Raw genomic sequence first — 26,093 nt, forward strand, 5'->3', positions numbered from 1 at the left:
ACCCCTTTTTCGCATAATTCATTATTTTGTATGCAAAATGAACGGGAATAGCCACTTTGGACTATTTTTTGTCCAGAATTTGCCAAAGGGAAGGCGATCGCATTTCATTACCACGATGGGTTTGTTATCTTCATCACGCGGAATTGGGCAACTAAAAGACGAGAAATAATGAAAGGACGTTGGGTGAAGTATCTGATGACAGGCGCAATGGTAGCGATTCTTGCGGCCTGCTCTTCCAAACCGACCGATCGCGGTCAACAGTATAAAGACGGGAAGTTATCCCAGCCTTTCTCTTTAGTTAACCAGCCAGATGCCGTGGGTGCTCCAATCAATGCCGGGGATTTCTCCGAGCAGGTGTACCAGATCCGCAAAGCGTCGCCGCGCCTGTATGGCTCACAGAACAACGTTTATAGTGCAGTGCAGGACTGGCTGCGCGCTGGCGGTGATACGCGCAATATGCGCCAGTTTGGTATTGACGCGTGGCAGATGGAAGGGGCGGATAACTACGGTAACGTTCAGTTTACCGGCTACTACACCCCGGTTGTCCAGGCACGACACACGCGTCAGGGCGAATTCCAGTATCCGATTTACCGCATGCCGCCAAAACGCGGTCGTCTCCCGTCCCGCGCTGAAATCTATGCCGGTGCGCTTAGCGAAAATTACGTGCTGGCCTACAGCAACTCGCTGATGGATAACTTCATCATGGACGTGCAGGGCAGCGGCTATATTGATTTTGGCGACGGCTCGCCGCTGAACTTCTTTAGCTATGCCGGGAAAAACGGCCATGCCTATCGCAGCATCGGTAAGGTGCTCATCGACCGTGGTGAAGTGAAACGAGAAGATATGTCGATGCAGGCGATCCGCGAGTGGGGCGAAAAACACAGCGAAGCGGAAGTGCGTGAGCTGCTTGAGCAGAATCCATCGTTTGTCTTCTTCAAACCGCAGAACTTTGCGCCGGTGAAAGGGGCGAGCGCCGTCCCGCTGATTGGCCGCGCTTCTGTGGCATCGGATCGTTCGATTATCCCGGCGGGTACCACGCTGCTGGCGGAAGTTCCTCTCCTCGACAACAACGGCAAATTCAACGGCAAGTATGAATTACGCCTGATGGTGGCGCTGGACGTGGGCGGGGCGATTAAAGGCCAGCACTTCGACATTTATCAGGGCATCGGCCCGGATGCCGGCCACCGTGCAGGCTGGTATAACCACTACGGGCGCGTGTGGGTGCTGAAGACAGCGCCGGGTACCGGGAACGTATTTAGCGGCTGAGTGTGGTATTCTGAGCGCAAGACGGATTACGGTTCAGGGTGAGGAATACCTCACCCTTTTTACATCTGAGGTTTTATGTCTGTGGTAATCAGCGATGCCTGGCGCCAGCGTTTCGGCGGCACGGCACGGTTATACGGTGAAAAAGCCCTGCAACTGTTCGCGGATGCGCATGTCTGCGTGGTGGGCATTGGTGGCGTGGGTTCGTGGGCGGCAGAAGCGCTGGCGAGAACCGGCATTGGCGCAATTACGTTGATTGATATGGATGACGTCTGCGTCACTAACACTAACCGTCAGATCCACGCCCTGCGTGATAACGTCGGTCTGGCGAAGTCCGAGGTGATGGCGGAGCGTATTCGTCTCATCAACCCGGAGTGCCGCGTAACGGTGATTGACGACTTTGTGACGGCAGATAACGTGGCGGAGTACATGAGCAAAGGCTACAGCTATGTGATTGACGCCATCGACAGCGTGCGGCCAAAAGCGGCGCTGATCGCTTACTGTCGTCGTTACAAGGTGCCGCTGGTGACAACGGGCGGCGCGGGTGGACAAATTGATCCGACGCAGATCCAGGTGGCAGATCTGGCGAAAACCATTCAGGATCCACTGGCCGCTAAGCTGCGCGAGCGCTTAAAAAGCGACTTCAACGTGGTGAAGAACAGTAAAGGCAAGCTGGGCGTGGACTGTGTGTTCTCGACAGAAGCGCTGGTTTATCCGCAGGCGGATGGTTCGGTCTGTGCAATGAAAAGCACGGCGGAAGGGCCAAAGCGGATGGATTGTGCTTCAGGGTTTGGAGCGGCCACCATGGTGACCGCCTCCTTCGGCTTTGTGGCGGTCTCTCACGCCCTGAAGAAGATGATGGCGAAGGCGGAACGTCAGGCCTGAGCCTGACGGGCGGCATCCAGCACCGCGTCGTTTAGCGCAATCAGTCCCTGACCGCGCGAGGCGCTAAGCTGCGTGCGAAGTCCCAGCTCATCAAACAGCGCCAGCGGAGAATGCGCCAGCAGCTCTGCGGCGCTTTTCCCTTCGATTGCGGTCAACAGCACCGCCAGCAGACCGCGAACAATGCGTCCCTCGCTGTCGCCGAAGAAATGCAGTTTCTCACCGGATATGCTAAACCCAAGCCAGACGCGGTTCTCGCAGCCAGCTATCTCCTTCGCCTGCGATTTCAGTTCGTCTGACAGCGTGGGCAACTGTTTGCCCAGCAGGATCAACTGACGATATTTATCTTCCCACTGCGTGAGCGGGACGAAGGTCTGTTTTAACGTCTCTTCAGTGATAACGGTGCCGAACGGATGCCCGGCTAAGGCTGAACTTGTCATTAATCCACCAGTAATTCCAGGGCGCGGTCGACGGCGGAAACCAGCGCGTCGACGTCACTTTTTGTGTTGTACGGTGCAAACGAGGCGCGCAGGGTACCGCTCACCCCCATGGCCGCCAGCAGCGGCTGGGCGCAGTGCTGTCCTGCGCGCAGGGCAATGCCGTATCCGGCAAGCAGCGTCACCATGTCGCTATGGTGTACGCCCGCAAAATCAAAGGCGAGCAGGCTGGAGTCCTGGACGCGGAACGAGCGAAACCCGGGGCGTTTCTTAAGCTCTTCTTCTGCCAGCGTCGCCAGGCCCCGGCTCCAGCTTTCAGCCTGAGCCACGTCCGTATCTGCGAGAAATTCGAGCGCTGCGCTCAGACCGATAACCCCTGCCACGTTCGGCGTACCGGCTTCCAGGCGGTAAGGCACATCCTGCGTTTTGAAACCGTCGAAGGTGACTTCGGTAATCATCTTGCCGCCGCCGAGCCACGGCGTCATCCGGGCCAGCAGTTCAGGTTTGCCGTACAGCGCGCCGATACCGGTTGGCCCGTACAATTTATGCCCTGAGAAGGCATAGAAGTCGATATCCAGCGCCTGAACGTCAGCCGGAAAATGCACCACACCCTGCGCACCGTCGACCATTACCACCACGCCGCTGGCATGGGCAATCTCAATGGCGCGCGCCAGATCCGGACAGCCGCCGGTGACGTTGGACATCTGCCCCAGCGCCAGAATACGGCTGCGCGGCGTAATCAGCTCAGGCAGACGCGCCACGTCAGGCAGGAAGTCTGTACCCAACGGGAGTTTTACAACCCGTGCCCCGGTTTGTTCGACCACCATCAGCCAGGGCACCAGGTTGGCGTGGTGTTCCGCCTCGCTGACGATGATCTCATCCCCGGGCTGCAACAGCGGACGCGCGTAACATTGCGCCACCATGTTAATGGCCTCGGTAGTGCCCCGAGTCCAGACGATGTTCTTAGCGCTGTCAGCATTGATCAGGCGCGCGACCTGATCCCGTGCGGCTTCGTATTGCGCCGTTAAGCGCTGCGCGTCGGCATACTGGCTGCGATGCACGTTCCCGGCGCTCAGGCTGTAAAACTGGCGGGTTGCCTCAATCACCGCTTGCGGCTTAAGGGCCGTGGCGGCGCTATCAAGATAAATGCCGGCATCGGCCAGCGCAGGAAACTGTGCGCGAAACTGCGCAGGACTGAAAGCGTTCATGGAATTCCTCATATCGATTCTACGATCGTCGCGCAAATTCATCGGCAGGGCAAGGAAGTTGATATCTATCAGATTTGTCTGCTTATCCTGGCGAGTCTGAAAAAGCAGGTTATGCTAAATAGTGTTAGGCGGATGTTTTAGCCTGTTATAAATCGAGGTTTGAATAGCATTAATTGCTAAAGGAGAATAATCATGAAAAAGACAGCTGCAATCATTTCTGCCTGTGCGTTGACCTTTGCCCTGAGCGCATGTTCTGGTAATAACTACGTAATGCATACCAACGATGGTCGATCTATCGTCTCTGAAGGGAAACCGACAACCGATAATGATACCGGGATGATTTCATACAAAGATGCTAACGGGAACAAACAGCAGATCAATCGCAGTGACGTGAAAGAGATGAAGGAAATCGAGCATTAACAGTTAGATAAGCGAAAAAAAAGCACCGCAAGTTGGCGGTGCTACATTAATCACTATGGACAGACAGGGTAAATGTACAGGAAGTGAAAAATTGGTAGCGTTGCTACCGTGGTCTGAATCGCAGACCAATTGCAAACACAACAACACAACATCACAACCGTAAGCCAAAAGCCCTTCAGAACACGCATTCCAAAAAAAGCTTTTCGTTCCGGCTCAGGAAGTGCCGCCACTATAGGTATTTGCTGGTAGTTCCTCAACGGACAAATTATAATGGCTCAGATAAAAAAAACTAATAGGTTAAACGTTGTTTCCTATATGTTAAATCTCGTTAACATCTAAGCCAGATAACCATGTCCAAGCGATTGCCACCCCTAAATGCATTACGTGTTTTTGATGCAGCAGCACGCCACCTCAGCTTCACCCGCGCAGCCGATGAGCTTTTTGTGACACAGGCCGCAGTAAGTCATCAAATCAAGTCTCTGGAGGATTTTCTGGGGCTTAAGCTGTTCCGTCGCCGCAACCGTTCGTTGCTGTTGACCGAAGAAGGGCAGAGCTATTTTCAGGATATTAAAGAGATTTTCTCCCAGCTGACGGAAGCCACCCGTAAGCTTCAGGCACGGAGCGCAAAAGGCGCCCTGACTGTGAGTTTATTGCCCAGTTTTGCCATTCAGTGGCTGGTGCCGCGACTCTCAAGCTTTAACTCAACTTATCCGGGAATCGATGTACGAATCCAGGCGGTGGACCGTCAGGAAGACAAGCTTGCAGACGATGTGGATGTCGCGATTTTTTACGGTCGTGGTAACTGGCCGGGCTTGCGTGTTGAAAAATTATACGCAGAATATCTGCTGCCGGTCTGTTCACCGCTGCTGCTGACGGGGGAGAAAGCGCTCAAAACGCCCGCCGATCTGGCGCAACACACGCTTTTGCACGATGCGTCGCGTCGCGACTGGCAAACTTATACCCGCCAGTTAGGTCTTAATCATATAAACGTGCAGCAGGGGCCCATTTTTAGCCACAGCGCGATGGTGTTACAGGCTGCCATTCACGGGCAGGGCGTGGCATTAGCGAATAACGTCATGGCGCAGTCCGAAATTGAGGCAGGCCGTCTGGTTTGCCCATTTAACGATGTACTGGTCAGCAAGAATGCATTTTATCTGGTTTGTCATGACAGTCAGGCAGAACTGGGTAAAATAGCCGCTTTCCGGCAGTGGATACTGGCGAAAGCGGCAAGCGAGCAAGAAAAATTCCGCTTCAGGTATGAACAATAACGTTTGTGTGCCGGGCACGCATTAATTCAGGACTTAAACATGACCAGCCGATTCATGCTGATTTTCGCCGCGGTGAGTGGCTTTATTTTTGTAGCTCTGGGCGCGTTTGGCGCGCATGTCTTAAGCAAGTCTTTGGGCGTTGTGGAGATGGGCTGGATCCAGACCGGCCTTGAATATCAGGCGTTCCACACGCTGGCAATTTTTGGGCTGGCGGTGGCGATGCAGCGCCGTATCAGCATTTGGTTTTACTGGAGCAGCGTCTTTCTGGCGCTGGGTACCGTACTGTTCAGCGGCAGTCTCTACTGTCTGGCGCTGTCGCATTTACGCCTGTGGGCGTTTGTTACACCTGTCGGCGGCGTCAGCTTCCTGGCGGGTTGGGTTTTAATGTTTATCGGAGCTATCCGTCTGAAACGCAAGGGCGTTGTTCATGAATAAGGTTGTTTTATATTGTCGCCCGGGGTTTGAGAAAGAGTGCGCCGCGGAAATCACCGATAAAGCGGCGAAGCGTGAAGTCTTCGGATTCGCTCGCGTCAAAGAGAACGCGGGCTATGTGGTATTTGAATGCTATCAGCCTGATGATGCCGACAAGCTGGCGCGCGAACTGCCGTTCAGCTCGCTGATTTTCGCCCGTCAGATGTTTGTCGCGGGCGAATTACTGAAAGATCTTCCGCCGGAAGATCGCATCACGCCGATTGTTGGCCTGTTGCAGGGTGTGGTGGAGAAGGGCGGCGATTTGCGCGTGGAAGTGGCTGACACCAATGAAAGCAAAGAGCTGATGAAGTTCTGCCGTAAGTTTACCGTGCCGCTCCGCGCGGCACTGCGTGATGCGGGAGTGCTGACAAACTACGAAACGCCAAAGCGTCCAGTCGTGCATATCTTCTTTATTGCGCCAGGATGTTGCTACACCGGCTACTCGTATACCACCAATAACTCGCCGTTCTTTATGGGGATCCCGCGTCTGCGCTTCCCGTCAGACGCGCCGAGCCGTTCAACCCTGAAGCTGGAAGAGGCGTTCCACGTCTTTATCCCGGCGGACGAGTGGGACGAACGTCTGGCAAACGGCATGTATGCCGTCGATCTTGGCGCGTGCCCGGGCGGCTGGACCTATCAGCTGGTGAAACGCAACATGTGGGTTTCGTCTGTGGATAACGGCCCGATGGCGCAAAGCCTGATGGACACCGGGCAGGTCACCTGGCTGCGTGAAGATGGTTTCCGCTACCGTCCTACCCGTAACAACATCTCCTGGATGGTGTGCGACATGGTAGAAAAACCGGCGAAAGTCGCAGCGCTGATGGCCTCCTGGCTGGTGAACGGCTGGTGTCGTGAGACGATTTTCAACCTCAAGCTGCCGATGAAAAAGCGTTACGAAGAGGTGTCGCAGAACCTGGCTTATATTCAGCAGCAACTGGACGAACACGGGATTAACGCGGAAATCCAGGCGCGTCAGCTGTATCACGACCGTGAAGAAGTGACGGTGCATATCCGTCGCTGGTGGGCGGCCGTGGGTGGGCGTCGCGACGAGCGATAACGTTTGTAACGCCCGGTGGCGCTGCGCTTACCGGGCCTACAAAATCGTGTAGTTGTTTTAACGTTCTAACCTTAACTGCTGTAAATTCCCGTCCAGCTGTAAATCCGTCTGTAACGTTGCGATTTCCCGGCAGATAAACGCCATCTCTTTATTCGCCTCCAGCTTCTTGCGCCATTTTTCCGGCACTTCCTCAAGCCTTGCGTAAATCCCTTCCAGATTCTGAAACTCCGTCAGCAGCTGTGCGGCACTTTTGGGTCCAATACCGGCGACACCCGGCACTCTGGAGCTGCTGATCCCCGCCAGCCCCCAGTAATCCGGCAATTGCTCAGGCGATACGCCAAACTCGCTGGCAATAAATGGCGCGTCCAGCCAGCGTTTCTGGAAGTAGTCGCGGATGCGGACCGTTGGAGAGAGCAGCTGGCAGTAGCCTTTGTCGGTTGAAACGATAGTCGCCTGATGCCCGGCGCTCGCGACTTTAACCGCCAGCGTTGCGGCTAAATCGTCAGCCTCATTACCGTGTGCGCCCCAGCACGGAACGCCGCGCTGTTCAAAGGCCGCGCGTATAACGGGCATTTCGGCGTGCAGATCGTCCGGCATCGGCGCACGCCCGGCTTTGTAGTCCGGCAGGCGCTGGTGCCGCCAGCCGGTATTGCGTGCTTCATCGTCGAATACGGCAACAGCGTGGGTGGGTTCGCTATGGCGAATGAGCTGCTCCAGCGCGTGTAAACAGGTGTCCTTGCAGGGGGTGCCCTGTACCGCGTGAATACGGCGAATCAGGTTAAGCGCATCGACGATAAGCAAATGAATGGCCACAGATAATCTCCCTTCTGTCTAATGGGGGAAGGGTAACACTGAGCGCAGCATGAAACTATGAATGGTGGGGAAAACAGGAAGAAGCCTCGCAAAACGAGGCTTCCTGAGAGGCTTAATCGCAGGTAACGATCTTCATCGCCAGGCCACCGCGGGAGGTTTCGCGGTATTTGGCGTTCATATCTTTACCGGTTTCGTACATGGTTTCGATAACCTTGTCGAGACACACGCGCGGTTCGCTGGTGCGGCGCAGCGCCATACGGGCCGCGTTCACCGCTTTCACAGAGGCGATGGCGTTACGCTCGATGCATGGCACCTGGACCTGTCCGCCGACCGGATCGCAGGTCAGCCCCAGGTTATGTTCCATGCCGATTTCCGCCGCAATACAAACCTGCGCAGGACTTGCGCCCAGCAATTCGGCCAGACCCGCCGCCGCCATAGAGCAGGCTACGCCCACTTCACCCTGACAGCCCACTTCCGCGCCGGAAATCGAGGCGTTCATCTTGTACAGTGAGCCAATCGCACTGGCGACCAGCATATACCGCGCGAGTGAGTTTGCATTCACTTCACGGATAAACTTGTCGTAATACGCCAGGACCGCCGGAACAATGCCGCACGCCCCGTTGGTTGGCGCGGTGACGACGCGGCCACCCGCGGCGTTCTCTTCGTTCACCGCCAGCGCGAACATGTTGATCCAGTCGACAACGGCCATCGGGTCGGTGGTGGTTTTGTCGGTGCTGACCAGCATGCGACGCAGCGCAGCCGCACGACGTGGAACACGCAGTTTCCCCGGCAGCACGCCTTCGGTGGTAATCCCGCGCTCAATGCCGCTGCGCATCACTTCCCAGACGTTTGCGAAGTGCTGTTCCAGCTCCTCTTTGCTGTGCAGGGCCAGCTCGTTTTTCATCATCAGGCCGGAGAGAGAAAGGCCTGTCTCCTGGCAGTGACGCTGTAAATCGGCCGCGTTTTTGTACGGGTACGGCACCTCAACGGCGGAGCCGTTGGTTTGACCAAAATGGTCTTCGTCGACGATAAACCCGCCGCCGATGGAGTAATACGTCTGGCTGTAAACCGCTTTATCGCCGACCAGCGCGGTAATGCGCATGCCGTTTTCGTGCAGCGACAGGTTATCCGCATGGAAATTCATGCAGTGGTCAACCGGAAATTCAACTTCGTGCTCGCCGTTGGCCAGCAGCAAACGACCATGGGTGTTCACGTCCTGGATAAAGCCAGGAATGGAGTCAATATCAACGGTATCCGGCAGGTTACCCGCCAGCCCCATGATAATGGCAATATCGGTATGGTGGCCTTTACCGGTCAGGGAAAGGGAACCGTATACATCGACAACCACGCGGGTGATGTCGTGCAAAATGCCGCGTGCAATCAAGTCATCCGTGAATTGTTTACCGGCTTTCATTGGTCCGACGGTGTGAGAGCTGGAAGGACCAATACCGATTTTGAAGATATCGAATACGCTAATCATGATGCGTCCATTGCTTCAGTCAGAGGGGAGGAGTGCGCCATCCGCAGACGGCGCAGGAGGTATTAGCTGAACAGCGAGTAGAAAATAGCGGAGATGGCAATCAGACCCATCACAACAACGAACACGTTGCTGATATGGCCGCTGTATTTACGCATCGCTGGCACTTTCTGAATCGCGTACATCGGCATCAGGAACAGAATCATCGCGATAATCGGGCCGCCCAGGGTTTCAATCATGCCCAGAATGCTTGGGTTCAGGGTGGCTACCGCCCAGGTGGTCACCAGCATGAACAGCGCGGTGATTTTGTTCAGACGGTTGATTTCAATGCTCTTGCCTTTACCGCGCAGAGATTTAATCACCATACCGTTGAAGCCTTCACGTGCGCCCAGGTAGTGGCCCAGGAAGGATTTGGTGATGGCGATAATCGCGATGATCGGTGCCATCCACGCAATCAGCGGTGCGTTAAAGTGGTTTGCCAGGTAGGACAGAATAGAGATGTTCTGCTCTTTCGCCGCCGCCAGATCCGCCGGGGAAAGGCTCAGCACGCAGCTGAACACGAAGAACATAACTGTCAGTACCATCATGATGTGTGCGCGAGCCAGGATGCTGGAGCACTTCTTCTCTGCACCATTGCCGTACTCTTCACGCTTCGCCACCGCGAAGGAGGAGATGATTGGCGAGTGGTTGAAGGAGAACACCATTACCGGGATCGCCAGCCACAGGGTCAGTAGCAGGCCGTTACCGGTTGCGGATGCGCTGCTCAGAGACAGAGTTTCCAGCGCAGCGCCGTTCCACTGTGGGATCAGGTACAGCGCCAGCACCATCAGGGCTGCAACAAACGGGAATACCAGCACGCTCATCGCTTTGACAATCATCTGCTCGCCAAAGCGCACGATGGTCATCATACCGACGATCAGGATCAGGGACAGGATCGCACGCGGCGGCGGGGTCATCTGCAGCTGGTGCATCATGAAGCTTTCAACGGTGTTGGTGATAGCAACGCTATACACCAGCAGAATCGGGTAAATCGCGAAGAAGTAGAGCAGGGTAATCAGCTTACCTGCGCCGACGCCGAAGTGTTCTTCAACGACTTCAGTAATGTCTTCGCCCGGGTTTTTACCGGACAGCACGAAGCGGGTCAGGCCGCGGTGTGCAAAGAAGGTCATCGGAAAGGCGATGATGGCCATGATGATCAGCGGGATCAGACCGCCGACACCTGCGTTGATAGGAAGGAACAGTACACCAGCGCCGATTGCCGTGCCGTACAGGCCAAGCATCCACATGGTATCCGTTTTGCGCCAACCGCTTCGGGATTCAATCGAAGCAACGGTGCTGGTTTGAGTGGTTTCCATCTGTATCTCCTGGAGGAAGCAAATTGTCAGGTTTTTAGTCAAATCCGATGAAAAAGTGCCTGACGGTAATATGAAATTCGTTCAGTGACGGTTTTTTAATAATTTTTGCCCGTAACTATTGGCGGGCGGAAAGATACATTCTCGTTATGAATCTATCAGTGATCGCGATCCCAAATGCAATAATCCACTTATGATGTGGGCATATTTAGACCATTTATCTGTTAAAAAAACATCAAAGAGGATTTACGGGCGCGAAGGCTACCATTAACGACATGTTTTCGAAAAGGCTGACCCGCGAGATAGGTGTCTTTCGCTGTAAAGAAATAGGATTTTAGGATTTTCTGGCAGGTAATTTCGATTAAGGCTGATTATTTACGGTTTCAAAAACGAGGTAATCGTTTGCGTGGGCGCCAGATTTGTTAATAACATTGAAGATCGCTATGAATTACATCACTAATAAAAAAGCCGGATGACAATCCGGCTTGAGAGGAGGGAAAGGACGCTTTATTTGATGATTTCGTAACAGGGAATATAGGCAGAACCCGGAAGTTTCATGCGGTGCTGAGCCACAAAGCCCTGCAGCATGTCATCCATGCGGCGCATCATCTCCGGGTCACCGTGGATTTTATACGGCCCGAACTCCTCAATCGCGCGGATCCCCACCTCCTTCACGTTCCCCGCCACGATGCCAGAGAAGGCGCGACGCAGGTCAGCTGCCAGTACTTCCACCGGCTGATCCGGATAGAGTTTGAGGTTCGCCATGTTCTCATGCGACGGCTCGAAGGGGATCTGGAGATCCGGTGCGATACGGATGGACCAGTTAAAGCTGTAGGCATCCCCGGTATCACGACGGTTCTCTTTCACCAGCGGCATCGCTTTTTTCATCTGACGGGCCACTTCTGCGGCATCGTCAATAATAATGCGGTAGTGACGGCGCGCGTCTTCCCCCAGCGTATGCACGATAAATTCATCCAGCACGCGGAAGTAGTCGGCGCTCTCTTTCGGGCCGGTCAGAATCAGCGGCAGAACCTGATTTTTGTTGGCCGGGTTCATCAGGATCCCGAGCAGATAAAGCAGTTCTTCCGCCGTACCTACGCCGCCCGGGAAGATGATAATGCCGTGCGCGATACGGACAAACGCCTCAAGACGTTTTTCGATATCCGGCATAATAATCAGTTCGTTAACCAGCGGGTTAGGCGGCTCAGCGGCGATGATCGACGGCTCGGTCATGCCGATAAAACGGCCTTCTTTATAGCGTTGCTGCGCGTGTCCTACTGCCGCGCCTTTCATCGGCGCTTCCATCGCGCCAGGACCGCAGCCGGTACAGATGTTCAGCTCGCGCAGGCCGAGCTGATTACCCACGCGGCGGGCGTACAGGTATTCGGTTTCGTTAATGGAGTGACCACCCCAGCAGACGACCATGTTCGGCGCTTCGCCAACGTGCAGGGCGCGGGCGTTACGCAGAATGGAGAAAACCAGGTTGGTGATATGAACGGAGCTTTCCAGATCGAGATGCTGGAAACGACCGGCGTTGCTGATCTGTCCGTTAACAAACAGGATGTCGCGCAGCACGGCAAAAAGGTTGGCCTGAAGTGAGCGAATAATACGCCCATCGACAAAAGCCTCTTCCGGCGGGTTGATCACTTCCAGCTTCACCCCGCGCTCGCGGCGCAGCACATTGATATCAAAACTTTCGAAGCGGGACAGCAGCTCTTTACTGTTGTCGGTCAGGCTTCCGGAGTTCAGTACAGCAAGTGAACAGTTACGAAACAGTTGATACAGGTCGCTACTGGCGGTGCGTTTAAGCATGTCCACTTCCAGTTGCGACAACATATCCATAGAGCCAAGCGGGCTAATATGTGTAATCAAGTGAGCTCCTTATGGGACGATTATCGTCTTTCCCTGTTGATTACAATAGCCCTGGCTTATGACGTTTCACAACACTTCGGGCGGAATACCGCCCGCATATTGTGAAAATATTTATCTTACTGGCGCACCAGCCGTCCGGTGGCAGGCACAAAATCGGTATTGGTGCGCCATGGGTTAATGTCCAGGCCGCCGCGACGGGTATAGCGGGCATAAACGCTCAGCTTTTCGGGCTGGCAGAAACGCTGTATGTCATTGAAGATGCGTTCCACGCACTGCTCGTGGAATTCGTTGTGATGACGGAATGACACCAGGTAACGAAGCAGCTTTTCCCGGTCAATCTGCGGGCCGCGATACTGGAGCTGTACCGAGCCCCAGTCCGGCTGATGGGTGATAAGGCAGTTGGATTTCAGCAGATGGCTGACCAGCGTTTCGTCGACCACTTTTCCGCCCGCCGCGTTTTCCAGATAGTCGGTGCTAAATTCGTAGCTCTCCACATCAATGTCCTGATCGTCGATGCAGGTGCCGTGGAAATGGGCGATGGGCTGACCTTCCAGCTCATGCAGACGGTATAACGAGACGGTTACGTTCCCCTGCGCGCACGCGCTTAAATCACGTTCAAGCGTCTGTTGTACCTCGTCCCAGCTGTTAAATTTGGTCTGGTTAAAGCTGTTGAGATAGAGCTTAAAGCTCTTGGATTCGACCAGGTTTACGCTGGCGTAATCCAGCTCGACATGGCCCACGGCCACCTGCGGCAGACCGCGCGCATTCAGCCAGGAGAGTTCGTACAGCGTCCAGATGTCGCCGCCGACGAACGGCAGCGCGTCGGCATGAAGGCCAAGCGGATCGCGGTTCAGGCTGCGCGGCACACCCTGAAGCAGGCTTGCGTCGTAGGTGTCGCGGTAATCGGTCGATTTACCCAGCGTTAAGCCCGTTAACGCCTGATGATTTTCGTAAGACATGTTTCATAGCCACTTTACAGGTACACTTAGGGGCTGAGTTTATCCTGTCTTACAAGAAGAGAGAAATCGGTGGATATCGAAACTGCAAATGCTCTGACGTCCTTCACGACCCGCTATTGCGATGCCTGGCATGAAAAGCGGGGGACGTGGCCGCAAAGTACTGACTTATATGGCGTGCCGTCACCGTGCATTATCGCTTCGCAGGATGATTACGTTATCTGGCAACCGAAACCGTTCACGGGCGAGCAGAATGTAAATGCGGTTGAACGCGCAATGGACATTGTGATACAACCTGCGCTTCATGCAATTTATACCACGCAGTTTGCCGGGGATATGACTGCATGTTTTGCAGGACAGCCGCTGACGCTGCTGCAAACCTGGAGCGAAGACGATCTTCAACGCGTTCAGGAAAACCTCATTGGTCACCTGGTCACGCAAAAACGCCTTAAGCTCTCCCCGACTCTCTTTATTGCGACGCTCGACAGTGAACTGGACGTCATTTCAGTCTGCAACCTGTCTGGCGAGGTCATTAAAGAGACGCTCGGCACCCGCAATCGCGACGTTCTCGCGCCTTCTCTTGCGGATTTTCTTACCCGACTTGAGCCGCTTCTGTAATCCATGATGCTACTGGACGTGTGAGAGATCTCTTACACGCACTGTGAGACATCGCCGAAACAATTAGCATTGTCTTAGAGATTTCAGATTAATATTAGTTTCCCTTTCAACAGGTTAGCGATTTCCTGAAACGATTATCCCCGTTTCGCCAGGCTTACCTTGCTCACAGGGTGGGTTGTAAGACGAGGCAGAATAGCGGATTCTATCTGTGTCGACAGGATGCCGACGCGAGAAACGAACATCAGGATGATGGCGTTTCTCACCAGGAACACGTCAGGACGACGCCGCAGGAAGGCTTCAGGATGAAGCAAAGTGGATCACGCAGGATGCGTAAGGGACACCTCCAGGAAGGAGAACGTGAGCCGGTCAGGATGGTCGGTGGGTCAGGATGGCCAGGACGTTTCAGGACGAAACCTACACGTCAGGATGATGTGAGCAGGAAGCAAAAGGTAAAGGGATGACCAGGCCTTCGGGCATCAGGAAAAGTTGTCACGGATGAGCAGGGAGCACGTATTGTAGCTGGAATGCTGCGAAACGAACCGGGAGCACTGTTTTTACAGTGCTCCCTTTTTTTATTTCTGTCTTCCGCAATGCTATGCTTCGCGCCATTCCGTTTTTCAGTTGAGGTTACTATGACGCATCACGATAGCGTTCGTGCGCAGTTGCACGCCATCGAAGCCCTTATGCGCCAGCATCAGCTGTGGCAGGAAAGTGCGCCGCAGCCAGACGCGTTCGCCAGCACCCAGCCGTTTTGTCTGGATACGCTGTCTCCATTCGAATGGCTCCAGTGGGTATTAATTCCGCGCATGCACGCGCTGCTGGAAGGGGGACACGCGTTGCCCCAGGCGTTTGCCGTCTCTCCCTATTACGAAATGGCGCTGGAGGCGACCCACCCGGCGCGCGACGTTATGTTGGTTGAGCTGGAAAAGCTGGATACGCTTTTCGCCGGTGACGACGCATGACGCTTGAGATCCTGTATCAGGATGAGTGGCTGGTGGCGGTGAATAAACCGTCCGGCTGGCTGGTACACCGAAGCTGGCTCGATCGCGATGAGAAAGTGGTTGTTATGCAAACCGTGCGCGACCAAATCGGTCAGCACGTCTTTACTGCCCACCGTCTGGATCGGCCAACCTCTGGCGTTCTGCTGATGGGGCTTTCCAGTGAGGCCGGGCGCCTGCTGTCGCAGCAGTTTGAACAGCACCAGATCCAGAAGCGCTACCACGCCATTGTGCGCGGCTGGCTGACGGATTCCGCCACGCTGGATTATCCGCTGGTGGAGGAACTGGATAAAATCGCCGATAAATTTGCCCGCGAAGATAAAGGTCCGCAGCCTGCGGTGACCAACTATCGCGGTATGGCGACCACAGAACTGCCGGTGGCGACCAGCAAATTTCCCACTACGCGATACAGTCTGGTTGAGCTTTTGCCCAAAACCGGGCGCAAGCACCAGCTTCGCCGCCACCTTGCACATCTGCGCCACCCAATTATCGGCGACAGCAAGCACGGCGATCTGCGGCAGAACCGCAGCGCGGCAGAGCACTTTGGCTGTAACCGACTGATGCTGCACGCCAGCGAGCTAAGCCTGACGCACCCGTTTACCGGCGAACCGCTGACTATTCGCGCGGGGCTGGACGAGGTCTGGATGCAGGCGCTGTCACAGTTTGGCTGGCTGGGACAACTCCCCGAAAATGAAAGGGTTGAGTTTGCCGCAGGCAACGTTCAGGATGAACAGCAAGCGCAATAATTACGGGAGCAAAGCATGGCTGAAGTAGGTATTTTTGTCGGCACGATGTACGGCAACTCGCTGCTGGTTGCGGAGGAAGCAGAAGCAATCCTCGTCAATCAGGGCCATAAAGCAACGGTCTATGAAGACCCGGAGCTGGCGGACTGGGAAAAGTATAAAGATAAATACATTCTGGTGGTGACCTCCACCACCGGGCAGGGCGATCTCCCGGACAGCATCGTCCCGCTTTTCCAGGGCATTAAAGACCAGCTTGGCTATCAGCCAGATGTTCACTATGGCATCATCGCCCTCGGCGATAGCTCTTACGCCAATTTCTGCGGCGGCGGTAAGCAGTTCGACGCGCTGTTGCAGGAACAGCACGCTCAGCGGGTCGGCGAGATGTTACTGATTGATGCTGGCGAGCACCCCGAACCGGAAAGCGAGTCAAATCCCTGGGTTGAACATTGGGCCACGCTCCTGAACTAACCCTGTACTATACGAGCTGTAGGCCGGGTAGGGCGTAGCCGCCACCCGGCAACGAAGCTGCACCATATCCTCAATTCCGTGAAGTATCTTCCACCACTTTGGGCTTATGCCCCAAACCACGTTCCCCACGCCCGTCAATGTTGTGTTTCTGCACGGTGAGAGAACCGGTCACTCCTTCATATACTTTTCCCGTCACTATAAAACGGCTTCGGGCCGTACCAAAACCAAACACAAATCTCTCATTCTGATTACCCTACAGGTGCTGTACAGAATGAACCAGGCGAAAGCTATGTTTCAGGAGTGCAACAATGAGTACATTAAGCCACGCGGCGAGCAGCGCTGAGAAGCGCACCAACGCCCGATACTGGATAGTGGTGATGCTGTTTATCGTCACCTCTTTCAACTACGGCGACCGTGCCACGTTATCCATTGCCGGCTCTGAGATGGCAAAGGACATCGGACTTGATCCGGTGGGTATGGGTTATGTTTTCTCCGCATTTTCATGGGCCTACGTAATCGGCCAAATCCCTGGCGGCTGGCTGCTGGACCGCTTTGGCTCAAAACGGGTCTATTTCTGGTCCATTTTCATCTGGTCGATGTTTACCCTGTTACAGGGCTTCGTGGATATCTTCAGCGGCTTCGGCATTATCATTGCGCTCTTTACCCTCCGCTTCCTGGTGGGTTTAGCGGAAGCGCCATCTTTCCCGGGCAACAGCCGCATTGTGGCCGCCTGGTTCCCGGCGCAGGAGAGGGGAACGGCGGTAGCAATCTTTAACTCGGCGCAATACTTTGCGACGGTTATTTTCGCGCCAATTATGGGCTGGCTGACGCACGAAGTGGGCTGGTCGCACGTCTTCTTCTTCATGGGCGGGCTGGGGATCGTCATCAGCTTTATCTGGCTGAAAGTGATCCACGAACCAAACCAGCACCCGGGCGTGAACAAGAAAGAGCTGGACTACATTGCTGAAGGCGGGGCGCTGATCAACATGGATCAGAAAACCCAGAAAGCAAAAGTCCCGTTCAGCCAGAAATGGGGGCAGATCAAACAGCTCGTCGGCTCACGGATGATGATCGGTATCTATCTCGGCCAGTACTGCATTAACGCCTTAACCTACTTCTTCATCACCTGGTTCCCGGTTTACCTGGTGCAGGCGCGCGGGATGTCGATTCTGAAGGCGGGTTTTGTCGCCTCTGTGCCAGCCATCTGCGGCTTCGTGGGCGGGGTGCTCGGCGGGGTCATCTCCGACTGGCTGATGCGTCGCACCGGTTCGCTGAATATTGCGCGTAAAACGCCAATCGTGCTCGGCATGCTGCTCTCCATGACCATGGTGTTCTGTAACTACGTCAGCGCGGAGTGGATGATTATCGGCTTTATGGCGATGGCCTTCTTCGGTAAAGGCATCGGCGCGCTGGGCTGGGCGGTGATGGCAGATACCGCGCCGAAAGAGATCAGCGGCCTGAGCGGCGGTCTGTTCAACATGTTTGGCAACATTTCCGGCATTGTCACCCCAATCGCTATCGGTTACATCGTCGGCACCACCGGCTCCTTCAATGGTGCGCTGATTTATGTAGGCGTCCATGCGCTGGTGGCGGTACTCAGTTACCTGGTGCTGGTGGGGGACATCAAACGAATCGAACTGAAACCTGTTGGGGAGCGCGGATGATGACAACGCAATCAAGCCCGATCGTGACGGAGATGAAAGTCATCCCGGTGGCGGGTCAGGACAGCATGCTGCTCAACATTGGCGGCGCGCATAACGCCTGGTTCACCCGCAACATCGTGGTGCTGACCGACAGCGCAGGGAATACCGGCGTCGGGGAAGCGCCTGGCGGAGAGGTGATTTACCAGACGCTGGTCGACGCCATCCCGCAGGTGGTTGGGCAGGAGGTCGCCCGCCTGAACAAGGTGGTTCAGCGGGTGCATAAGGGCAACCAGTCGGCTGATTTTGATACCTTCGGCAAAGGCGCCTGGACGTTTGAACTGCGCGTTAACGCGGTGGCGGCGCTGGAGGCGGCTCTCCTTGATTTACTGGGCAAGGCGCTGAATGTGCCGGTCTGCGAACTGCTGGGGCCAGGCAAACAGCGTGATGCGGTAACGGTGCTGGGCTATCTGTTCTACGTTGGCGACCGGACGAAAACCGATCTGCCGTATCTGGAACGCTCGCCGGGCAGCCACGCGTGGTATCACCTGCGTCATCAGGAAGCGCTCTCTGGCGAGGCGGTGGTACGCCTGGCAGAGGCGGCGCAGGATCGCTACGGCTTTAAAGACTTCAAGCTGAAAGGCGGCGTTCTGCCGGGCGAACAGGAGATTGACAGCGTGCGCGCGTTGAAAAAACGCTTCCCGGAGGCACGCATCACCGTCGATCCGAACGGCGCCTGGCGGCTGGATGAAGCTATCGCGCTGTGCAAAGGACTGGGCGACGTGTTGACCTACGCGGAAGATCCGTGCGGCGCCGAGCAGGGCTTTTCTGGTCGCGAGGTGATGGCCGAATTCCGCCGCGCTACCGGGCTGCCGGTTGCGACCAACATGATCGCCACTAACTGGCGCGAAATGGGCCACGCGGTGATGCTGAATGCGGTGGACATACCGCTGGCTGATCCGCACTTCTGGACCCTTTCCGGCGCGGTGCGCGTGGCGCAGCTGTGCGATGACTGGGGGCTCACCTGGGGCTGCCACTCCAATAACCATTTCGACATTTCGCTGGCGATGTTTACCCACGTTGGCGCGGCGGCGCCGGGTAACCCGACCGCCATCGATACGCACTGGATCTGGCAGGAAGGCGAAGCGCGCCTGACCAAAAATCCACTTGAAATCAAAAACGGCACCATTGCCGTACCGGATGCGCCGGGGCTGGGCGTGGAGCTTGACTGGGATCAGCTCCACAAGGCGCATGAAGCGTATAAAAAACTGCCGGGCGGCGCGCGCAACGACGCAGGCCCGATGCAGTACCTTATCCCCGGCTGGACATTTGACCGTAAGCGCCCTGTATTTGGACGTCACTGATAAAAGGATCGAACGATGAGCACATTTTCTACCCCTGTAGTCACCTCCATGCAGATCATTCCTGTCGCGGGACATGACAGCATGCTGATGAACCTGAGCGGCGCCCATGCGCCGTTCTTCACCCGTAATATTGTGGTGATCAAGGACAACTCAGGGCATACCGGTGTCGGTGAAATCCCGGGCGGGGAGAAGATCCGTAAAACGCTGGAGGACGCCATTCCGCTGGTGGTAGGTAAAACGCTGGGCGAGTACAAAAATGTGCTGACCAGCGTGCGTACGACCTTTGCCGATCGTGATGCGGGTGGCCGTGGTCTGCAAACGTTTGATCTGCGTACCACTATCCACGTGGTCACGGGCATTGAAGCCGCGATGCTGGATCTGCTAGGCCAGCATCTGGGCGTCAATGTCGCCTCCCTGCTGGGCGACGGCCAACAGCGCAGCGAAGTGGAAATGCTCGGCTACCTGTTCTTTATCGGCAACCGCAAACTCACCCCGCTGCCGTACCAGAGCCAGCCGGACGAAAAATGCGACTGGTATCGTGTGCGTCACGATGAAGCGATGACCCCGGATGCGGTGGTGCGCCTGGCTGAAGCCGCGTATGAAAAATATGGCTTTAATGACTTCAAGCTGAAAGGCGGCGTACTGGCGGGTGAAGAAGAAGCTGAGGCGATTGCCGCGCTGGCGAAGCGCTTCCCGCAGGCGCGCGTCACGCTGGATCCGAACGGTGCCTGGTCCCTTGATGAGGCGATCAAAATTGGTAAGCAGCTCAAAGGCGTGCTGGCCTACGCGGAAGATCCGTGCGGCGCAGAGCAGGGGTTCTCTGGACGTGAAGTGATGGCGGAGTTCCGTCGCGCCACCGGGCTGCCAACCGCCACCAACATGATCGCGACCGACTGGCGCCAGATGGGGCACACGCTCTCGCTGCAATCGGTGGATATTCCGCTGGCAGACCCGCACTTCTGGACGATGCAGGGCTCGGTTCGCGTGGCGCAGATGTGCCATGAGTTCGGCCTGACCTGGGGCTCGCACTCCAACAACCACTTCGACATCTCGCTGGCGATGTTCACCCACGTAGCGGCTGCTGCGCCGGGCAACATTACCGCTATCGACACCCACTGGATCTGGCAGGAGGGCAATCAGCGCCTGACTAAACAGCCGTTTGAGATCAAGGGGGGGATGGTGCAGGTTCCAGCTACGCCGGGGCTGGGCGTTGAACTGGATATGGATCAGGTCATGAAAGCGCACGAGCTTTACCAGAAACACGGGCTGGGCGCACGTGATGATGCGCTGGCGATGCAGTACCTGATCCCAGAGTGGTCATTCGACAATAAACGTCCGTGCATGGTACGATAAGCCAACTGGGACCGCTCCCATTGGCGGTCCCTTACGTGGTGTATGCTTAACGTAACTAACATGCGTAAGGATGGCTTATGAAAATTGTTATCGCTCCGGACTCGTATAAGGAAAGCTTGAGCGCGCTGGAGGTGGCGACAGCGATAGAGGTCGGTTTTCGCGAAATTTTCCCCTCAGCGGAGTACGTCAAATTACCGGTTGCCGATGGTGGCGAAGGGACGGTGGAAGCGATGGTGGCAGCCACCCATGGGCGTCTTGTCCATGTTCCCGTTACCGGGCCTTTGGGAGAACGCGTGGAAGGGTTTTTCGGGTTATCCGGAGACGGGAAAAGCGCGTTTATCGAGATGGCGGCCGCGAGCGGTCTGGAGCTTGTTGCTCCTGCAAAGCGTAACCCGTTAATCACCACCTCGTGGGGGACCGGGGAACTGATCCGTCATGCGCTGGATGCGGGCGTTAAGCATATCATTATTGGCATTGGAGGCAGCGCGACCAATGACGGTGGCGCAGGCATGGTGCAGGCGCTGGGCGTAAAACTGCTGGATGCGAAAGCACAGCCCGTTGGGCCGGGCGGCGGCGAACTGGCAAGCCTTGCGCATATCGATCTTAGTGGGCTGGATGAGCGGCTGGCAGACTGTCGAATTGAAGTGGCCTGCGATGTGACCAACCCCCTGATTGGCGAGACTGGCGCTTCTGCGGTATTCGGTCCGCAGAAAGGGGCGACGCCGGAGATGGTCAGGACGCTGGACAACGCGCTTGCGCATTACGCAAACATTATCGCCAGGGATCTGGATATTGACGTCTTAAACCTGGCGGGGGGCGGAGCAGCTGGCGGAATGGGGGCGGCGCTGTATGCATTTTGCGGGGCACAGCTTCGTCGGGGGATTGAGATTGTCACCGATGCCCTGCATCTCGATGAACAGGTCGCGGACGCCGATCTGGTGATCACGGGCGAAGGGCGTATCGACAGCCAGACGATCCACGGCAAAGTGCCCGTTGGCGTGGCGAGAGTCGCGAAACGCTATAACAAACCGGTTATCGGCATTGCCGGCAGCCTGACGGCGGATGTTGGCGTGGTGCACGAGCACGGACTGGATGCGGTATTCAGCGTGATTTACACCATCTGCTCGCTGGAGGATGCGCTGGAAAATGCGCAACAGAATGTACAGATGGCCGCAAGGAATATTGCGACGGTGATAAAGGTGGGGCAGGGGATGTCGCGTTAACGATCGTGCTCCTGTAGGCCCGGTAAGCGAAGCGCCACCGGGCTTTTGTCTTAGCTTCCCAACACCTTCATCGCTTCCCGCGTCACGTTGTCCATCTCGTCCAGCAGCTCCAGAAACTCCGGCTCAAGATCGGATTCTGGCGTACCCGCGCGGAGCTGCTGTTCAAGCAACTGGCAGAGATTTTTCAACCGCGGCACGCCGCTGTAGCCGCAGCTACCGTGCAGTTTATGGATGGCCTCCAGCAGCCCTTCAGGGTTTTCGCCCACCAGCTGTTCTTCAACCTTGTTACGGATCTCAGGCAGGAAGTCCACCAGCATTTGCAGCATATCGCGGGCCAGATCGGCTTTGCCTGCTGCCTGGCGCAGCGCCAGTTGCCAGTCAAACGTGGCATTCTGGTTAACGCTGATTTCCGGCGATTCAGCTGAAATGGTGTACGTCCCGCCAATGTGACCCGGTTTGTAGCGCAGCAGCAGGCTGTGCAGCTTCTCTTCATCAATCGGTTTCGCCAGATAATCGTTCATGCCCGCACCCAGCAGTTTCTCTTTTTGTCCCGCCATCGCGTGCGCCGTCACGGCAATCACCGGCGTCTGCTGCTGGTGCGGAAGCTGACGAATTAATTCGCAGGCGCGGATGCCATCCATGCCCGGCATCTGAATATCCATCAGGATCAGGTCAAACTGCATCTGTTTGGCTTGTTCTACGGCTTCGGCGCCGCTGGTACACAGTTCAACGTGCTGAACCTGATCCTCAAGCAGCACGCCAATCAGCTTAAGGTTTGCCGGGTTATCATCCACGGCCATCACCGTCATCGGCAGCTTATGTTCGTCGTTTTCCAGCGGCAGGGACTGATGCGTCAGACGGCAATATTCGGTCAACGCAGGTAACAGCCGTGTGGCGGTGAGGGGTTTCAGCAGACATGCCGCCGCCCCGTCGTTTTTAAGCTCTTCGGCGTTGATTTGGGCGTGGCACGGCAGAGCCAGCAGCAGGTAGTCCGTCATTGAGGCAGCCTTTGCCAGCCGTTCCTGCTGCATGGTCAGTTCTCCGGTAAACGTCACCGGAATCCCCAGCAAAAGAATATCGTAATGATCGTTCGCCAGCGCGGAGAAGGTCGGGCTGTAGACCACCTCCAGCGGCGTGCTGCTTAATACATCCAGCGTACACTGCGCCGCGGCAGCGTTCGGTTCCACATAGGCCAGACGCATCCCTTTCAGGCAGTCGGTGACCGGACCGTCGGTTTGCACGTTCGGATTAAGATCAAGATTGATATGGAACCAGAAGGTCGAGCCCCGGTTAGGCTGGCTGTGGAAGGAGATATCGCCTCCCATCTCTTTCACCAGCTTTTGGGTGATCACCAGACCCAGGCCCGTTCCGCCGTGCCGACGGGAAATGCTCGCATCGGCCTGGCGGAACGCCTGGAACAGACGCGACTGATCGCGCTCCGGAATGCCGATGCCGGTATCCCGGATCTGAACTTCAATCTGGACCTTATTATTACTGAGCGCCCTTTTTTCGACCAGAATGTCGATGTTGCCGCTCTCGGTGAACTTAATCGCGTTGCCCACCAGATTGGTGATGACCTGTTGCAGGCGCAGCGGGTCGCCAATGACGTTATCCGGTACGTCATTTTTGATATTGAGCGTCAGTTCCAGCCCCTTATCATGCGAGGAGTGGGCGAGAAGCGTGACCACGTCATCCAGTGTGCTGCGCAGCGGGAAGGGGATACTCTCCAGAATCAGCTTGCCCGCTTCCAGCTTCGAGAAGTCCAGTACGTCGTTAATAATGGTCAGCAGGTTGTTGGCTGAGCGTTCAATGGTATGCAGGTGGTCACGCTGGGTCGGGTTGAGCTCGCTTTTGAGCGTCAGACGGGTGAAGCCAATCACCCCGTTCAGCGGCGTGCGCAGCTCATGCGACATGTTCGCCAGAAACTCAGACTTAATACGGGCCGCCTCCTGAGCGCGTTTTTTCGCCAGATCCAGCTCCACGTTCTGGATCTCCATCTGCTCCAGCGTTTCGCGCAGGTCAGAGGTGGCCTGGTCAACGTTGTGCTGCATCTCTTCGTGATAAGCCGCCAGCGACATCGCCATTGAGTTGATGCCGTTTTTCAGCATATCCAGCTCGCCGAGCATGAAGCCTTCCACGCGGCTGTCCAGCTGACCCCGGCGGATCCGGTCAACGGTATTCACCATGTTACGGATAGGCCCCGTGACGTCGCGCATCAGCCGCCAGCCGAAGATCAACGCGATGCCGATACAGAACAGCATCATCACGCCGGAGATGAATATTTCTTTGTACTGCTGGAGCCGCACCGACTTGAGATCCAGCTCCAGCGCCACATATCCCAGCATATTATTGCTGGACTTCGCATCGGACTGGGCGGATTCGTCGGGTGAATAGCTTTCTGAGATAATCGGCGTGCGCAGGATCATGATATCGCCGCGCCGCAGGACCGTGAGATGACGCGGGAAAGGGGTACCTTCCGGGATTTTCAGCGACGTGGGATCCAGATGGAAATTCGAGGTGACGAAAAGACGGTTATGCTCATCGTAAACGGAAATGGCGCGCACAATCTCTGAATGACGGCGGTGCAGCACGCTGATTAACTGACCAATGGATTCACGGTTTTGCAGGTTCATACCGTACTCGCTGGAGACGGCCAGCGGTTCGATAATGCTGGCCCCGGCATCTTCAAGCTGTCTCTGCAAATCGTTATAGCGATGCACCACAAAGAAAATGCTCAGCAGCAAACCGATGAGAACGGTAGGAGCGAGGATCAAAATCATCATGCGCGCGCGCAGGCTGTAGTTGGTCATGGAGTTCCGTTATGGGACAATCAGGCTAATTATGTTTATTTGAGAACAATCTCGGCGATGGCGCAATTCTACTCTGCAAAACGACGCGTGACGACGCGTCAGATCATAACTGTTGAAGCCTCTGACCTCGACCCTTTTGGACAGGGGGTAGCGCGTCACAAGGGTAAGACACTGTTTATCACAGGTTTGCTGCCAGGAGAACGCGCAGATATTACGCTGACGGAAGACAAACGCCAGTATGCGCGCGGCCAGGTCAAGCGCCGTCTTAATGATAGCCCGGAGCGCGTGACGCCTCGCTGCCCCCATTTTGGCGTTTGCGGAGGCTGTCAGCAACAGCATGCCAGCACAGAATTACAGCAAAAAAGTAAAAGCAACGCGCTGGCCCGCCTGCTAAAACATGACGTCAGTGACATCGTTGCTGACCAGCCGTGGGGCTACCGTCGCCGCGCTCGCCTGAGTCTAAGCTACCAGCCAAAAACTGAAAGGCTGGAGATGGGTTTTCGCAAAGCCAGCTCCAGCGATATCGTCTCCATCACGCAATGCCCTGTTTTGGTGCCCCAACTTGAGGCACTGCTCCCGGCCGTGCACCACTGTCTTGCATCGCTGGATGGTGTGCGTTCGCTGGGCCATGTCGAACTGGTGCTGGCCAACGGCGGCCCGCTGATGGTGCTGCGCCACACCGCACCGCTGTCCAGGGCAGATCGCGAAAAACTGGAACGCTTTTCGCATTCTCATGAGCTTGCGCTTTTCCTCGCGCCGCAAAGCGAGATACTTGAGCAGGTTAGCGGAGACGCGCCCTGGTATGCGTCAGACGGGCTACGCTTAACGTTTAGCCCGCGGGATTTTATCCAGGTCAATGACGGCGTGAACCAGCAGATGGTGGCGAACGCGCTGGCGTGGCTTGACGTCCAGCCCACCGATCGGGTGCTCGATCTGTTCTGCGGTATGGGTAACTTTACCCTGCCGCTGGCCCGCAAAGCCGCAAGCGTGGTCGGGGTGGAAGGCGTTGAGGCGTTGGTGGCGAAAGGCCAGGAGAACGCCCAACAGAACGGCTTGCAAAATGTGACATTCTTTCATCAAAATCTTGAGGATGATGTTACTCAGCAACCGTGGGCTAAGCAGGGCTTTGATAAGATCCTGCTCGATCCGGCGCGCGCAGGTGCGCCGGGCGTGATGCAGCATATAATTAAACTCGCGCCTGAACGCGTGGTCTATGTTTCCTGTAACCCGGCGACGCTGGCCCGTGACAGCGAAGCATTATTGAGCGGGGGTTACCAGATTCGGCGTCTGGCAATGCTGGACATGTTCCCGCACACTGGACATCTGGAATCAATGGTGTTGTTCGAGCACATCTAATGAGTTTGGCTTGTCGACTTCGACAGGCCCTTGTCCCTAAAGGA

Annotated in this window: 23 protein-coding genes; 15 read left to right on the plus strand and 8 right to left on the minus strand. The window is 55.9% G+C overall.

Annotation, left to right across the window (positions count from 1 at the left end; all coding sequences use genetic code 11):
* Positions 1–168: 168 nt before the first annotated feature.
* The gene (gene mltA, locus ACOTZP_RS03635) at positions 169–1,266 is read left to right on the plus strand and encodes a murein transglycosylase A (RefSeq protein WP_022649225.1); all 1,098 of its coding nucleotides are present in this window, start codon (positions 169–171) and stop codon (positions 1,264–1,266) included.
* A gap of 75 nt (positions 1,267–1,341) precedes the next feature.
* Positions 1,342–2,148, plus strand: a complete 807-nt coding sequence (tcdA, locus tag ACOTZP_RS03640) for a tRNA cyclic N6-threonylcarbamoyladenosine(37) synthase TcdA (protein ID WP_006811804.1) — start codon at positions 1,342–1,344, stop codon at positions 2,146–2,148.
* Here the strand turns inward: tcdA and csdE are convergent.
* Positions 2,139–2,585: a cysteine desulfurase sulfur acceptor subunit CsdE gene (csdE, locus tag ACOTZP_RS03645; RefSeq protein WP_023306844.1), complete on the minus strand. Its 447-nt coding sequence runs from the start codon at positions 2,583–2,585 to the stop codon at positions 2,139–2,141. The two genes, tcdA and csdE, sit on opposite strands and share 10 nt — an antisense overlap.
* Positions 2,585–3,790 carry a cysteine desulfurase CsdA gene (gene csdA / locus ACOTZP_RS03650; protein WP_022649223.1) on the minus strand — a complete coding sequence of 402 codons (1,206 nt, stop codon included), beginning with the start codon at positions 3,788–3,790 and terminating at the stop codon, positions 2,585–2,587. Before csdA ends, csdE begins: the two co-directional genes overlap by 1 nt.
* Before the next feature lie 192 nt (positions 3,791–3,982).
* On the opposite strand from csdA, the gene ACOTZP_RS03655 reads away from it, so the two are divergent.
* The 4 genes from ACOTZP_RS03655 to rlmM all read left to right on the plus strand — a co-directional run bounded on the left by ACOTZP_RS03655 (position 3,983) and on the right by rlmM (position 7,006).
* Positions 3,983–4,210: a YgdI/YgdR family lipoprotein gene (locus ACOTZP_RS03655; protein ID WP_015571738.1), complete on the plus strand. Its 228-nt coding sequence runs from the start codon at positions 3,983–3,985 to the stop codon at positions 4,208–4,210.
* 350 nt (positions 4,211–4,560) lie between these two features.
* Entirely contained in the window at positions 4,561–5,478 is a 918-nt protein-coding gene (gene gcvA, locus ACOTZP_RS03660) for a glycine cleavage system transcriptional regulator GcvA (protein WP_022649222.1), read from the plus strand.
* 39 nt (positions 5,479–5,517) lie between these two features.
* On the plus strand, positions 5,518–5,913 hold the full coding sequence (locus ACOTZP_RS03665) for a DUF423 domain-containing protein (protein ID WP_003862756.1): 396 nt from the start codon (positions 5,518–5,520) through the stop codon (positions 5,911–5,913).
* Complete coding sequence (gene rlmM / locus ACOTZP_RS03670; protein WP_022649221.1) at positions 5,906–7,006, plus strand: 23S rRNA (cytidine(2498)-2'-O)-methyltransferase RlmM; 1,101 nt, start codon at positions 5,906–5,908, stop codon at positions 7,004–7,006. The genes ACOTZP_RS03665 and rlmM overlap by 8 nt, the downstream gene beginning before the upstream one ends.
* A gap of 57 nt (positions 7,007–7,063) precedes the next feature.
* On the opposite strand, the gene xni is transcribed toward rlmM, so the two are convergent.
* From xni to queF, 5 genes are all read right to left on the minus strand, one after another.
* Positions 7,064–7,819 (minus strand): flap endonuclease Xni, encoded by a 756-nt coding sequence (gene xni, locus ACOTZP_RS03675; RefSeq protein ID WP_023298503.1) that lies wholly within the window; start codon positions 7,817–7,819, stop codon positions 7,064–7,066.
* Between the two features lie 112 nt (positions 7,820–7,931).
* Entirely contained in the window at positions 7,932–9,299 is a 1,368-nt protein-coding gene (locus ACOTZP_RS03680) for an L-serine ammonia-lyase (RefSeq protein WP_022649219.1), read from the minus strand.
* 62 nt (positions 9,300–9,361) lie between these two features.
* Complete coding sequence (locus ACOTZP_RS03685; protein ID WP_022649218.1) at positions 9,362–10,651, minus strand: HAAAP family serine/threonine permease; 1,290 nt, start codon at positions 10,649–10,651, stop codon at positions 9,362–9,364.
* A 504-nt stretch (positions 10,652–11,155) separates the two neighbouring features.
* Positions 11,156–12,520: a nucleotide 5'-monophosphate nucleosidase PpnN gene (gene ppnN / locus ACOTZP_RS03690; protein WP_023298502.1), complete on the minus strand. Its 1,365-nt coding sequence runs from the start codon at positions 12,518–12,520 to the stop codon at positions 11,156–11,158.
* 116 nt (positions 12,521–12,636) lie between these two features.
* The gene (gene queF, locus ACOTZP_RS03695) at positions 12,637–13,479 is read right to left on the minus strand and encodes an NADPH-dependent 7-cyano-7-deazaguanine reductase QueF (RefSeq protein WP_271074544.1); all 843 of its coding nucleotides are present in this window, start codon (positions 13,477–13,479) and stop codon (positions 12,637–12,639) included.
* Between the two features lie 69 nt (positions 13,480–13,548).
* Here queF and syd point away from each other — a divergent pair, with 69 nt between their 5' ends.
* From syd to ACOTZP_RS03735, 8 genes are all read left to right on the plus strand, one after another.
* Positions 13,549–14,094, plus strand: coding sequence for a SecY-interacting protein (gene syd / locus ACOTZP_RS03700; protein WP_022649215.1), 546 nt, complete (start codon positions 13,549–13,551; stop codon positions 14,092–14,094).
* 632 nt (positions 14,095–14,726) lie between these two features.
* On the plus strand, positions 14,727–15,056 hold the full coding sequence (locus ACOTZP_RS03705; protein ID WP_022649214.1) for a YqcC family protein: 330 nt from the start codon (positions 14,727–14,729) through the stop codon (positions 15,054–15,056).
* Complete coding sequence (gene truC, locus ACOTZP_RS03710) at positions 15,053–15,838, plus strand: tRNA pseudouridine(65) synthase TruC (protein ID WP_193131767.1); 786 nt, start codon at positions 15,053–15,055, stop codon at positions 15,836–15,838. Before ACOTZP_RS03705 ends, truC begins: the two co-directional genes overlap by 4 nt.
* Positions 15,839–15,853: 15 nt before the next feature.
* Positions 15,854–16,303: a flavodoxin gene (locus ACOTZP_RS03715; protein WP_022649212.1), complete on the plus strand. Its 450-nt coding sequence runs from the start codon at positions 15,854–15,856 to the stop codon at positions 16,301–16,303.
* A 308-nt stretch (positions 16,304–16,611) separates the two neighbouring features.
* A complete protein-coding gene (gudP, locus tag ACOTZP_RS03720) occupies positions 16,612–17,967 on the plus strand; it encodes a galactarate/glucarate/glycerate transporter GudP (protein WP_003862734.1) in 1,356 nt (451 codons plus the stop codon).
* Complete coding sequence (locus ACOTZP_RS03725) at positions 17,967–19,307, plus strand: enolase C-terminal domain-like protein (RefSeq protein WP_271074546.1); 1,341 nt, start codon at positions 17,967–17,969, stop codon at positions 19,305–19,307. Before gudP ends, ACOTZP_RS03725 begins: the two co-directional genes overlap by 1 nt.
* Positions 19,308–19,322: 15 nt before the next feature.
* A complete protein-coding gene (gudD, locus tag ACOTZP_RS03730; protein ID WP_023298497.1) occupies positions 19,323–20,660 on the plus strand; it encodes a glucarate dehydratase in 1,338 nt (445 codons plus the stop codon).
* Between the two features lie 77 nt (positions 20,661–20,737).
* Positions 20,738–21,883, plus strand: coding sequence for a glycerate kinase (locus ACOTZP_RS03735; protein WP_206227601.1), 1,146 nt, complete (start codon positions 20,738–20,740; stop codon positions 21,881–21,883).
* 50 nt (positions 21,884–21,933) lie between these two features.
* Here the strand turns inward: ACOTZP_RS03735 and barA are convergent, their stop codons facing one another.
* The gene (gene barA / locus ACOTZP_RS03740) at positions 21,934–24,693 is read right to left on the minus strand and encodes a two-component sensor histidine kinase BarA (RefSeq protein ID WP_022649206.1); all 2,760 of its coding nucleotides are present in this window, start codon (positions 24,691–24,693) and stop codon (positions 21,934–21,936) included.
* Between the two features lie 57 nt (positions 24,694–24,750).
* Between barA and rlmD the strand changes: the two genes are divergently transcribed.
* Positions 24,751–26,049, plus strand: a complete 1,299-nt coding sequence (gene rlmD / locus ACOTZP_RS03745) for a 23S rRNA (uracil(1939)-C(5))-methyltransferase RlmD (protein WP_022649205.1) — start codon at positions 24,751–24,753, stop codon at positions 26,047–26,049.
* Positions 26,050–26,093: the final 44 nt, after the last annotated feature.

It is taken from the genome of Enterobacter cloacae complex sp. SYL001 (genome assembly GCF_049237025.1).
GTDB lineage: Bacteria > Pseudomonadota > Gammaproteobacteria > Enterobacterales > Enterobacteriaceae > Enterobacter > Enterobacter intestinihominis.

Excerpts from the sequence above, each read along its gene's own strand:
- ACOTZP_RS03665 (WP_003862756.1), top strand. The coding sequence starts at position 5,518 with ATGACCAGCCGATTCATGCTGATTTTCGCCGCGGTGAGTGGCTTTATT.
- gudP (WP_003862734.1), top strand. The coding sequence starts at position 16,612 with ATGAGTACATTAAGCCACGCGGCGAGCAGCGCTGAGAAGCGCACCAAC.
- ACOTZP_RS03655 (WP_015571738.1), top strand. The coding sequence starts at position 3,983 with ATGAAAAAGACAGCTGCAATCATTTCTGCCTGTGCGTTGACCTTTGCC.
- gcvA (WP_022649222.1), top strand. The coding sequence starts at position 4,561 with ATGTCCAAGCGATTGCCACCCCTAAATGCATTACGTGTTTTTGATGCA.
- ACOTZP_RS03725 (WP_271074546.1), top strand. The coding sequence starts at position 17,967 with ATGACAACGCAATCAAGCCCGATCGTGACGGAGATGAAAGTCATCCCG.
- truC (WP_193131767.1), top strand. The coding sequence starts at position 15,053 with ATGACGCTTGAGATCCTGTATCAGGATGAGTGGCTGGTGGCGGTGAAT.
- ACOTZP_RS03735 (WP_206227601.1), top strand. The coding sequence starts at position 20,738 with ATGAAAATTGTTATCGCTCCGGACTCGTATAAGGAAAGCTTGAGCGCG.
- queF (WP_271074544.1), bottom strand. The coding sequence starts at position 13,479 with ATGTCTTACGAAAATCATCAGGCGTTAACGGGCTTAACGCTGGGTAAA.
- rlmM (WP_022649221.1), top strand. The coding sequence starts at position 5,906 with ATGAATAAGGTTGTTTTATATTGTCGCCCGGGGTTTGAGAAAGAGTGC.
- ACOTZP_RS03685 (WP_022649218.1), bottom strand. The coding sequence starts at position 10,651 with ATGGAAACCACTCAAACCAGCACCGTTGCTTCGATTGAATCCCGAAGC.
- csdA (WP_022649223.1), bottom strand. The coding sequence starts at position 3,790 with ATGAACGCTTTCAGTCCTGCGCAGTTTCGCGCACAGTTTCCTGCGCTG.
- barA (WP_022649206.1), bottom strand. The coding sequence starts at position 24,693 with ATGACCAACTACAGCCTGCGCGCGCGCATGATGATTTTGATCCTCGCT.
- ACOTZP_RS03680 (WP_022649219.1), bottom strand. The coding sequence starts at position 9,299 with ATGATTAGCGTATTCGATATCTTCAAAATCGGTATTGGTCCTTCCAGC.
- gudD (WP_023298497.1), top strand. The coding sequence starts at position 19,323 with ATGAGCACATTTTCTACCCCTGTAGTCACCTCCATGCAGATCATTCCT.
- mltA (WP_022649225.1), top strand. The coding sequence starts at position 169 with ATGAAAGGACGTTGGGTGAAGTATCTGATGACAGGCGCAATGGTAGCG.
- csdE (WP_023306844.1), bottom strand. The coding sequence starts at position 2,585 with ATGACAAGTTCAGCCTTAGCCGGGCATCCGTTCGGCACCGTTATCACT.
- rlmD (WP_022649205.1), top strand. The coding sequence starts at position 24,751 with ATGGCGCAATTCTACTCTGCAAAACGACGCGTGACGACGCGTCAGATC.
- ACOTZP_RS03705 (WP_022649214.1), top strand. The coding sequence starts at position 14,727 with ATGACGCATCACGATAGCGTTCGTGCGCAGTTGCACGCCATCGAAGCC.
- ACOTZP_RS03715 (WP_022649212.1), top strand. The coding sequence starts at position 15,854 with ATGGCTGAAGTAGGTATTTTTGTCGGCACGATGTACGGCAACTCGCTG.
- tcdA (WP_006811804.1), top strand. The coding sequence starts at position 1,342 with ATGTCTGTGGTAATCAGCGATGCCTGGCGCCAGCGTTTCGGCGGCACG.